This is a genomic window from Bradyrhizobium sp. MI1.3 (genome assembly GCF_055811695.1).
Genome location: NZ_JBVVPQ010000126.1, coordinates 1 through 10,084 on the forward strand (window position 1 = coordinate 1; position 10,084 = coordinate 10,084).

Genomic DNA, 10,084 nt, shown 5'->3' on the forward strand with positions numbered 1-10,084 from the left:
GAAGCCGCGCCGGCGCACCACGCGTTCAAAATAGACGTCAAGCACCAATCAAAATGGGCCTCAGAGCTACGCTTACGGATGACTTGCTGAATGCCCTATCGAAAGCTCAGGCTTAGCAGGCGCAGCCAGAACAAGAACGTTCGGGGGCGCTACGTCGGTTTGGGGTCCAGAGGGGCGGTCCAACCTTGCGCTCTGCCGGGTCCGGTCTAACCCTGACACCCGACTTATCCACGGGCGGCGGGATGATATGATTATCTGCGGCTAAACGTCCGATGCGCAACGGAGTGTTCGATGGCGAAGGAGATCAAACAACTGCGGAAGCAAGCTGAAAAGGCCGCGCGCGCTGCAAAGGCAGTCGCAGATGCTGAGGTATCTCAGGAACTACAAGCCTTAGCACGCGCCTTCAAAAGCCAAGCCGACGTTCTGAAGTCAAAAAGGCGAGCAGGCAAGAAGAGACGGTGAACTTGATCCTTGAAGAACAGCTGTAGAATACTTGGCGATTGGTTGCGCAAGCAGGCTTCAGAGCGGCAGGTCCGATCCGCAACTAACAGATTGGACCACTTGGCCTTGGGGCCAACAGCGGCCATATCGCACCTGCTCACCTTCACCGGCGCCTCTGGAAATTTCCAACTACTGCTGAGAATTTTCTCCCGCGCGGCCGGTAACGCGACGAGCCCCGCAAGCCGTTCGATCAGGCACGGTATGCTCATCGTTGAGAATCGCGCCGCAATGTTTTCTACTGTGATATTGTGCGCAATCCACGAGAGTTTCGTCGATACGGTGGGCCGGCGGAATTTTCACACCACCTCGACCGGCAGTCATTAATCATTAGGTCTTGGAACGGAAACGGAGTAGCGTCCTCGTAGCAGTCAAGCGGATTGCTTGCCTGACAGACTGCCAAAACGGCGACGCGCCGAACTCTCCGCCTCCATCTAAATGGCAGCCCAGTGCCGTCGGTAGGCAAAACTTTTTCAAAATTGCTGTTCCAAACACGTGAATGCACCCACGCGTGCGGACTGCTGACCGCGTCGCGCGCCGTAGACTACCTGTTAAGGGAGGAACAACATGAAAATTAGCAATGTAGTTCCCAGCGCATTATCTGTGGCAAAGCATACTTATGTCGCGGCGACCATATGGGTAGCTCCTTCTGCTCTCATCAAATCGGCGCATCTGTTTGAAAGGATTGGACTCGCTACGGTTGGAGGCTCGTGCGGCCTGTACGTGGCCGCAGCATTGATGCGCCTGGAAAACGAACTGTTTGGAAGCGGCTGGTTCATCTTGTTGATGATGCTCTACGGAGCTTTCAGCTTCTATATCGGCATCGATCTGCCTGGCCGTCCTGTTCAGGGAGCGACGTCGAGACTCCCGGAAGAGCGGAACCGTGGCACCGATGCGGCTCAGATCTTCAGTGCGGCAGGTACATTCGTTGCGGCGATTGCGGCGTTTCTGTCTGTCAGCATGATTGTCGTTGATCAGGTCGTTTCTGAAGGTTCGATCGTTCTGATCGCAGTCTGTTGGACGATTGGTTCTTCGCTTCAAATTGTGGCCGGCTCCATCGCTCGCAACGGCGTGCTCGAAGATGGTGGCGAGTAACTCCCGCTGCAATTGCTACTGACGCCGCTGGTCTCTTTTTGAGCGCGCGACAGCGAGACGGACAAGACGGAGCAAATAAAGAAAGACATTAGAATCAATAGTCAGCGTGGTGCCTATTCTCCTGGCAGCGGCGTGCCGTAACCAATGTGCGAGAATGACGATGACAGTCCGATCGCGACGTGAAACAGTGGTTTTCAAGTGTCCATTCCGGATCGCGAGTATCGAGCGGCTGTTACCGGCGGGGCTCGTATGAAGTCATTACCGACGAAGAGTTGATGGAAGGCTCGTCAATGCCGCTCTATCGGTGCGTCGCTACCAGGATGATGCTGCCTGCCCCGCCACGTAGCTCTGTCGTCGAGATGGTAGCGATCAGTTCGACCGATCTATCCGCGGCTCGCGCGATGATGCGCGGGCGTCCCGAAAGTGATGTGCCTGTTGACATCGGCAAACATCGCGACATGCCCTCGCCAGACTTCCGCCGGATGCTGGCGGAGATCGAAAGCAAGGCGTTACGCGGTCAGCAGCCACTACTTGAATCCGAGCTGCCAGCGAATCCTGCGCAGTCATTGGCGGGCGCCCTCCCAGTGCTGAAAGGGTCTGGTCGGGACCTCCGCATCGATGCGTGCCGTGGTATCGCGCTATGGTGCATCTTTCTTGACCATGTCCCCAACAACATCGGAAGCTGGCTGACGCTGCGGAATTATGGTTTTAGTGATACCGCGGAAGTGTTCATGTTCCTCTCGGGTGTGACCTGCGCGCTGGCTTACGGCAAGGCAAGTCGGTGCGATGGTTGGGCGCGTGTGGTCAGCCGTACGCTGTGGCGAAGCTGGGACATTTATGCGGCATTTCTGCTGCTCACTCTCGCTTGCGCCATCTTGGTTTACCTCGCCGGTGGCGGCACGATTGCCGACGAAAGCAACACGCGCATTCTGCTGGAGCAGCCGGGCGCGGCGCTCGCGCATGCAGCGATCCTGCAATACCGCCCAGTCAACTCCGATGTCTTGCCGCTCTTCGTGATTTATCATCTTCTATTCGCCCCGCTGCTGTGGCTGATGCTGCGAATGCCGAATGTAATGCTTGGCGCGTCACTGTTGCTTTATGCGCTAGTGCACGTCTTCGGTTGGTCCGTCCCGGCATGGCCCAATGACGTCTGGTTCTTCAATCCGCTGGCTTGGCAGTTGCTGGTTGTTCTTGGTGCCTGGTGTGTCATCGAGGGCAAGACGTTCTGGCCGTGGGTGACCTCGCGCACGGCGCTTGCAATTGCCATTCTCTTTTTGGTTTTTGGCCTGACGATCGCATTCAGTTGGAGCATTAGACCCCTGGTCCCACAAATGCTGGCGGAGCTGGCTTACCTGCTGGACAAATCGAATCTCTCGCCCTTGCGGCTGCTGCATTTTGTTGCTCTCGCGATTCTGGTTGCGTGGGTCGTGCCTCGCGATTGGCGTTGGCTTACGACTCCGGTGATGCGTGGGGCGATCCGCTGTGGCGAGAACTCCCTGGCAATCTATTGCCTCGGCGTCCTGCTGGCGCTTGCCGGCCGCATAGTACTGATAGATATCTCGGATAGGCTTGCCATGCAGATCACGCTGAGTCTCGCTGGCATCTTGGTCATGATTGCGGCCGCAACGTTCCTGAACTCGATCAGGATCAAACCGGCGGCAAGCACGATCGGCGGGAAGACCATGATCTCCTGAGAATGGTAATGGAAAAACGCGGTAACCTGATGAGAAATCGCCGCCGCTTACGACGTAGCGGATGGATGGCAGTTCGCTTGGAAGGGCGGGAGTCCGCCTTGGGTCAAGATGCGAAGAACTCAAGCTGAGCGAATCCCGTCCGCCGTGCCTCAATAAGCGGACCTCATCGAGGCGCGCCGCTAGTTCGGTGAAGGGCCAACAAGCGACGTCATTCGACAACTTGATCGGCGCGGACGAGCAGCATCGCGGGCAGTGCGAGCCCGAGCGCCTTCGCAGTCTTGAGATTGATACTCAGCTCGAATTTGGTCGGTCGGTAGAAGGGGATATCTCCGGGACTGCTGCGTTTAAGAACCTTGTCGACGAGGCTGGCGAGGCGCCGAAAGGTCTCTGGTAGGTCAATCGAATAAGCCATCAGTCCACCGAGTCGCACGTACTCGCCGTAAGCGTACATTGTGGGAATGCGGCCCGCCGCGGCTAGTTCAACAATAGCCGCGCCACTGGCGAGATGCTCGGCCTCATCTGACACCATGAGCGCATCTGCTCGTTCCATCGAACTGAAGATCCGCTGGTACTCTGTCTGGTAGAAGCCGCTGTCCAGCAGGGCGGCCTTCAGCGAAACACCCGCTCGTTGGGCTGCCTCGCGCGCTGCCGCACCTCTCATGTCTTCCCAGTACGATCGCGACACAAGGTAACCGAGAGTGGACAGTCCCGGCATCGCCTCGACCAGTAGCTCGATCCGCTTTCCAATGAGTTCCAATTCCGTCCCGATGGTGACGCCTGTGATGTTGCCGCCCGGCCGCGCGATGCTGGCCACAAGTCCCAAGGCAACCGGGTCGTTGACTATTGTCACAATCGGAATTGTCGTCGTCGCCATTTTAAAATCCAGCGATAGACGCGCGGCCACCGCTAAAATCAAGTCGGGATGTGTGTTGATCACATCCCGAACCAATTCGGAATAGCGTTCCGGTCGACCTTCTCCCGAGTAGCGATCAACCACGAGGTTTTGGCCCTCGACGTAGCCAAGGCGGCTCAGCTCCTCGAAAAAGGCACGGTATTGCGGCGGACCACTCAGGCCCATTTCGTTGACTTTGAGAGCCGGGCTAACGAAGGCGATCCGCTTTAGTCTCGCCGGTTGCCGCGCTCGCGCCGCGAGTGGCCACGTCGCCGCCGTGCAAGCGAAAAGCGTAATGAACTCGCGCCGTCGCATGTGCCCCCTCACGGGAAAACCTGACCGACCACGCAAAGCCTAGCACTTTACGACGGGACAGGAGCGAGAAAAGGTGGAAATCGAACCTCGGCACTCGCGGACCTATTTCAGCTCAGGGACAAAAAGCGACGGTCGAGGCACGCGCGGCTCGACGTCCGGATTACCGGCAAGAGTGGACGTTGCATTCACTTAAACGCCGTTCGGCTTAGCGGCCAGAAGCCGAAGTGCATGGAAATGAGACCGCCTCCGATCACGCCTTGAGTGGAGACGTGGAATATTCCTGCACAGGTTCGAGCAGAATTCATCTGGTAAGCGCGACATCCTTGAAAGAGGCGACTAGCGCCCTGTCCAGCTTTCCCCTGATGCCGCAGATAATCTCGTACGCTGCCGCGCGCGGCATTGTCACCTTGTACGGCCGGTGTTCGATCAGCGCCGCAAAGATATCCGAAATGGTGAGAATGCGAACGATGTCGGTGATGTTCTCGGCGCAGAGGCGGTCAGGATAGCCGCTGCCATCGAGATACTCGTGATGGTGCCGCACCGCATCGAGGACTTCCGGTGAGATGTCCCCGTGCCCCTTCAGCACATCGTAACCCGTCGCCGGGTGAGTTTCGACCAACGCTCGCTCGTCGTCGTCGAGGCGTCCTGGCTTGTCCAGGATCGCCAAGGGCACCCTCGCTTTGCCTATGTCGTGGAACATGGCAGCGGTGGAGAGCCGTTCAAGGTCACTTTTACGAAAACCGAGACTGAGGCCGAAATCGACCGCGACGCCGGTCACGAGCAGGCAGTGCTGGAACGTTCCCTCGTGATGGCGCCGCACCGTGGCCAGCCATTCTGATAGCCCATGCTCGGAAATCCGGTTGGTGATCTTGCGGCCGGCATCTTTGGGACCAGCGACGTCGACCCGCTCCCCGAGGGTGATCGAAGTGAACATCGACGCGATGGCGGTTGCTGCGGCCTCAACCGCATTGTCAGACTTCGAGATGCCGCTCGTCGACCCAGTTCCGTGGGCGGCTGGATCGACCAAAGCGGCCAGGAGCTTGGCTGCCTCGATCTTGCCAGGCAACACCAACGTTGCGCCCAGCGCATAAGCTTGCGAGATGCAAAAGTGGGAGGTTTGCTCGACAAGGAAGATGCGCTTCTTTGCTATGGCGAACCGCGCAGCTCTTTTTTTCAGCGCGGCAATGTTTTCGACCGCCCGCAGGTCGGCACGAACGACGACCGCAGCAGCAGCGTGCGGAAGCTTTGCTTCTACATCGAGCCGCTCGCCGGCAACGGTGAACTGCCCTCCAAAAAGCGAGCAGAGCCCGAAGAGCTTCTCGGAAGTGTCGGCCAGTACGTGCACGAGCATGACTGGTGCCTTCGTTCGTCGGGTGCCGGGCTGAATGGCCTTCGGTGGTCCAAGGTCATTGGCTCACTTCGACGAGACTGCTCGGCTCAAGTTGATTTGTGCGCGCCTCTGTCGGTCGCTGTCGTTTGGGTCTTCTTGCCATTTGCTTGGATAAAGTGGACGCCAGCCGTGGTTCCGTCGATCCAGACCAGCTCGCAGCGTCGATAGGCCAGTCCCGTCGACGACAGCAGCATGAAGAACTCCTTGGCCGAGAGAACATCGAGCGACCCTTCGACTTCGATCTTGGCGCCGGTGTTCGAGATATCGAGCAAGACGCAGCTTCGCCGCCAGGTGCCGTCGGAGCCCATCAGGTTCACGGGCTGTCTGTTGTCCATGCGCACCCGAGACGCCTTGCGACCGTCGAATTTCATTGGTTTCCTGCCGATCTTGCAGTGCGACCGTGGGCGCCCGCGGAGATTTCTCCCCAACGAACGGACCATTGGCTGGTCGAGAGATGAAGCGTTTCGAACAGCTCCTGAGCTCGTGCGCGCTCGCCTAGTGAAAGCCCCGCGCCGCGAGTGTTGAGGACGGCCAGCGTGGTCTGCCAATTCAAGCGCGATGCCCGGCACGCCATAACTGGGCCTTCGTAACCGGAGTCTGCCATAACCTGCTCGATGGCCTCAATCGGTGCTGCCGACAGCACCGACAAGGCCGTGAACAGGTTGGCTGTCTCACGCCGGATCGCGAACCGATTGACAGTCGAGTCGCTCAGCTTTCCGCTCCGATTGAGCGATATGATCTCCGGCCTCGCAGCGGCGTACTCAGTGTCGTAAGGTCGCTTCGCTGTCGCTAATACTTGCGAGGACGCGTCTGCGTTGGAAGCCTTAATCGCCGGCCGTGGCGATGCCGACAGCAGCTCCCGAACCACCATGTCCGGGGTGTCTGGCCTCAGCGTCAGCGCTTTCGTGATCTCGTCGTCCTCCACAGCCCTACGGACCAAGTTGGCATAGGCCGCGCCTGAGAATTCAGCGCCCGGATTGCCGATGACGGCCAGACAAGTCTTGCTGTTGCCGCGCTGCAATATTGCCTCAGTCACGGGGCTTTCGATCCTGCGCCGGCCAGCAATGGCGCGAAGGTGATCCTCGCTGCCGGACGTCGCGATCGCCACCAGATCAGCCGGCGATAGAGCGGGAGATTTTAGAAGGATCGGGACTGCGATCGCCGGATCGCCGCACGAGGCGAGACGTCGCAGGGTGTTCATCGGAGCAGTACCCAGCTCGGCAAGCGTCGTGCTGAGCTCGGCGAGAGTCGCCGGCGCGATCCGCCGGGCTAAGCGAATTAGAACGTCGTCAAGCAGGCCGACCTGCGGCTCTTGCAATCGGTGATTACCCTCAACGAGCAGCTCGGTGGTGCGCCAGAGCATGCGCGCACAACGTTCGGATGAGCTCCTCGCGATGGTGGCATCCAACTCAGTAATGAGATCGGCCGCAGAAACTGCCCTCATTGGCTGGCCCCAAATTCATTTTAATAATTCATTTTAATATCGTCACGTCAAATCAAACGTATTACGCGCTGAAGTTGTTAAGATTCCTTATATGCCAAACCGTGACATACGGGAGGCTATTATAATTCAACTGAACGGCGCTCCGTGGCGTATTAAAGTACCTGCTGTCCGATGCTGCGGCCGGCGCGTGGACGACTGCCCAACCTGTAACGCATTCCTTAGGGTGATAGCTGGCACAACTTGCGTGATGGCGGTCCAGCTTTGGACAGCCGCTAAAGTTCGGCATTATGGCCTTAGGGCGAAGAAAGGCTAATGCGGGCGAGCGGTAGCGTCGTTCAGGGACATTGCGGCTGACTCGGCCAAGCAGACGCGCTCATCGCCAGTCGCGAACGTCCGCTACGGGGTCCACAAGCCGACATGCCTCGCATTCAGACGTTAGTCCGCTCTTCGGCAAAGGCCGACAAACCTCCGCCTGTGCATGCGAGACGCTGTCTTGCGACGGAGATCGTAGATTTCATCCGTAGCAATCCGGCTGAGCCGCAAAAGAACGAATGCCATCAAGGCGATTCGGAGGATGGAGTATCCTCGACGAAGTGCATGCTGTTGGGAGGGCCTCCAACACGGCGGCGACTCGCGCCGCGGATCGACCCGCGACAAGGAAGTACGCGCGGTGGCTGTCATTCGGCTTGCAATATTGCCCCCTTAAGCCGGGGGATCGGCGTCCAAAATTGGACGCCGATGAGGGGTCAAATTTGCAAACGATGACGTAACCTCCGTTATCGTTGAGCCCTCGCAATCAAATGATTCGAAGGAGCTCACCCATGAAGCAGTACGTCGGGCTGGACGTCTCACAGAGAGAAACCGCTGTGTGCGTTGTCAACGAGACTGGTCAAGTAATCTTCGAAGGGAAAGCCAAGTCTAATCCTGGTGCCTTGACTGACCTGCTTAACAAACATGCGCCTCATGCCGAGCGTATCGGCTTCGAGACCGGTGCGATGGCGAGTTGGCTATGGCATGAACTCCGCAGGGTTGAGCTTCCGGTGGTCTGCATCGACGCTCGGCATGCGCACGCAGCTCGCTTCCGATCGGCTTCGACGGTCGGCGCCTACCTCGGCCTTACGCCGAGGCGCAGCCAATCCGGCGAAACCGACACCAACGGAAAGATATCTCGATGGGGCGACCGGCTTCTCCGAACTTACTTGTTCGAGGCCGCCACTGTCCTTCTTTATCGAACCAAAAAGTGGTGTTCCCTAAAGGCCTGGGGCATAAAGCTCGCTAAGCGGATCGGCATGAAGAAGGCAAAGGTCGCCATCGCCCGAAAGATCGCCGTGATTCTCCACTGCATCTGGGTCGATGGCACGTCGTTCGACTGGGGCCAGCCGAAGCCAATCTGATATTTGCTCGCAAGTTCCTGGTCCGGTCCGCCGGACTGGCGATGTCCCACCAATGATCTATCCTCTCGGGGCATGAACCCAAGCGGCAGCCGGCGTTCAGGGCGTCGCCAAGGGTTGGGGAGGGCTGCGCCGGCCCCTGGAAGCCGAACATACGGTCCATGCCTGACAAGCGAGGCCGTCCGCGTCCTTGCGGGCATCTCGGGCTCGTTCGGCCAGGATACGCACCGTAGCCCCGAACAGATACTCTCGCGAATTCGTGCCCCATCGCGGATTGATTCTCCAAATGCCAACCTTGAGGTAAAGTGCTTCGGATGCGACACCCATCAGACCGTCGCGCTCGACATTGTCCGGCGGTCGAAGACCCAGATCCACGAGCTGGAGCGCTCCATGCGCCGTACGCGGCTTACTCCGGGGGTTGCAGACCAGGCGAGGTCACCCAATCGCTCAGATGCGCGCTCGTCGCAGCTAAGCGCGCCTTCCTGAGAAGCTGCTCGCGCTCAGCACCAGCGGGGAGCCGGGCAGCTTGTTCTTTGAGCTGGGTGGCGTGCTCGTCCCAAGCGTTCTTCAAGAGACCGGTTGTGCTTCACTCTGCGGCGTCGCTGAGACATGGAGCCATTCCTTGTGCCATGAACGCGAATCCAAAACCGAACAAGGTAAGTTCAGTTCCGGCCCCGGAACGAAGAAGTCCGACAACGAGGGGCGCTTCGTCTAGCGGCAGGCGCGCTGCCGATGTGCGACCCGACTTCAATTGCTCCGGGCTGCTGGTCGCCGCCATGTAATATCGATGACCGGGGCAAAGACGGCCCCGGCCGTGGGGGCTTTTGGGGATCGTGGGCCGGGGCCGCTGGAGGTGCTTGGACCTTGGGAGGCCAAGCGTTCGGAGCCTAGGAAAATTCGGCAATCAGATCTGTTCGCTTTCGCACATTGGCTATACGGTTTCCTTCGGGAGCGGAGTAGCTGCAATGAAAGACATGCAGGCTCAGTTCAAAGCTCCGCAAGGATGCGACAGAGTGCGCGCTGATCCGAGACCTGGCGACCGATCCCAAGAAGCGAGAACTATTCACCCGCCTGGCGGATCTCCGGCATCACCTATGTCGCGACCTGGACCGGCTTCGTCTACGTCGCCTTTATGATCGACGCGTATGCCCGCAGGATCCTCAGCTGGCGGGCCTCCCGCACGGCGCACGCAGGCTTCGTAGCTTGATGCGCTGGAGCAGGCCCTGCACGATCGCCGGTCCATCGCGGCGGCCTCGTGCATCATAGCGATAGGGGCAGCCAAGGCGGGTTCAAACGGTCGTCGCAACACCAGTTACTTTCACTCATAACAGAAGATCGTCAAGCGCCTCCGCCGGCGTTTTCCAG

General features: G+C 58.8%; 7 protein-coding genes and 4 pseudogenes. 6 read left to right on the forward strand and 5 right to left on the reverse strand.

Going from position 1 to position 10,084, the window contains the following annotated elements:
• The first annotated feature begins 291 nt into the window (after positions 1–291).
• The 3 genes from AC0L3A_RS38840 (at position 292) to AC0L3A_RS38850 (ending at position 3,287) form a co-directional block, all read left to right on the forward strand.
• A complete protein-coding gene (locus AC0L3A_RS38840; protein WP_198288278.1) occupies positions 292–462 on the forward strand; it encodes a hypothetical protein in 171 nt (56 codons plus the stop codon).
• A gap of 603 nt (positions 463–1,065) precedes the next feature.
• Complete coding sequence (locus AC0L3A_RS38845) at positions 1,066–1,593, forward strand: hypothetical protein (RefSeq protein WP_007601733.1); 528 nt, start codon at positions 1,066–1,068, stop codon at positions 1,591–1,593.
• A gap of 179 nt (positions 1,594–1,772) precedes the next feature.
• On the forward strand, positions 1,773–3,287 hold the full coding sequence (locus tag AC0L3A_RS38850) for an OpgC family protein (protein WP_473256384.1): 1,515 nt from the start codon (positions 1,773–1,775) through the stop codon (positions 3,285–3,287).
• Positions 3,288–3,495: 208 nt separating this feature from the next.
• Here AC0L3A_RS38850 and AC0L3A_RS38855 read toward each other — a convergent pair whose 3' ends face one another.
• The 4 genes from AC0L3A_RS38855 to AC0L3A_RS38870 form a co-directional block, all read right to left on the reverse strand.
• Positions 3,496–4,494, reverse strand: coding sequence for an ABC transporter substrate-binding protein (locus AC0L3A_RS38855; protein ID WP_473256385.1), 999 nt, complete (start codon positions 4,492–4,494; stop codon positions 3,496–3,498).
• Between the two features lie 301 nt (positions 4,495–4,795).
• Entirely contained in the window at positions 4,796–5,845 is a 1,050-nt protein-coding gene (locus AC0L3A_RS38860) for an HD-GYP domain-containing protein (RefSeq protein WP_473256386.1), read from the reverse strand.
• An 86-nt stretch (positions 5,846–5,931) separates the two neighbouring features.
• On the reverse strand, positions 5,932–6,255 hold the full coding sequence (locus AC0L3A_RS38865; RefSeq protein ID WP_473256387.1) for a PilZ domain-containing protein: 324 nt from the start codon (positions 6,253–6,255) through the stop codon (positions 5,932–5,934).
• Positions 6,252–7,328, reverse strand: a complete 1,077-nt coding sequence (locus AC0L3A_RS38870; RefSeq protein WP_473256388.1) for a DUF2336 domain-containing protein — start codon at positions 7,326–7,328, stop codon at positions 6,252–6,254. Before AC0L3A_RS38870 ends, AC0L3A_RS38865 begins: the two co-directional genes overlap by 4 nt.
• An 821-nt stretch (positions 7,329–8,149) precedes the next feature.
• Between AC0L3A_RS38870 and AC0L3A_RS38875 the strand changes: the two are divergent.
• Positions 8,150–8,395: pseudogene (locus AC0L3A_RS38875) on the forward strand (IS110 family transposase); the annotation flags it as partial.
• 9 nt (positions 8,396–8,404) lie between these two features.
• A pseudogene (locus tag AC0L3A_RS38880) lies at positions 8,405–8,722 on the forward strand (transposase); the annotation flags it as partial.
• A gap of 88 nt (positions 8,723–8,810) precedes the next feature.
• Here the strand turns inward: AC0L3A_RS38880 and AC0L3A_RS38885 are convergent.
• Positions 8,811–8,998: pseudogene (locus AC0L3A_RS38885) on the reverse strand (hypothetical protein); the annotation flags it as partial.
• 799 nt (positions 8,999–9,797) lie between these two features.
• On the opposite strand from AC0L3A_RS38885, the pseudogene AC0L3A_RS38890 reads away from it, so the two are divergent.
• Positions 9,798–10,001: pseudogene (locus tag AC0L3A_RS38890) on the forward strand (DDE-type integrase/transposase/recombinase); the annotation flags it as partial.
• Between the last annotated feature and the right edge of the window lie 83 nt (positions 10,002–10,084).

Bases quoted from the DNA above. Each gene is read 5' to 3' on its own strand.
- AC0L3A_RS38865 (WP_473256387.1), bottom strand. From the start codon at position 6,255: ATGAAATTCGACGGTCGCAAGGCGTCTCGGGTGCGCATGGACAACAGA.
- AC0L3A_RS38860 (WP_473256386.1), bottom strand. From the start codon at position 5,845: ATGCTCGTGCACGTACTGGCCGACACTTCCGAGAAGCTCTTCGGGCTC.
- AC0L3A_RS38870 (WP_473256388.1), bottom strand. From the start codon at position 7,328: ATGAGGGCAGTTTCTGCGGCCGATCTCATTACTGAGTTGGATGCCACC.
- AC0L3A_RS38840 (WP_198288278.1), top strand. From the start codon at position 292: ATGGCGAAGGAGATCAAACAACTGCGGAAGCAAGCTGAAAAGGCCGCG.
- AC0L3A_RS38855 (WP_473256385.1), bottom strand. From the start codon at position 4,494: ATGCGACGGCGCGAGTTCATTACGCTTTTCGCTTGCACGGCGGCGACG.
- AC0L3A_RS38845 (WP_007601733.1), top strand. From the start codon at position 1,066: ATGAAAATTAGCAATGTAGTTCCCAGCGCATTATCTGTGGCAAAGCAT.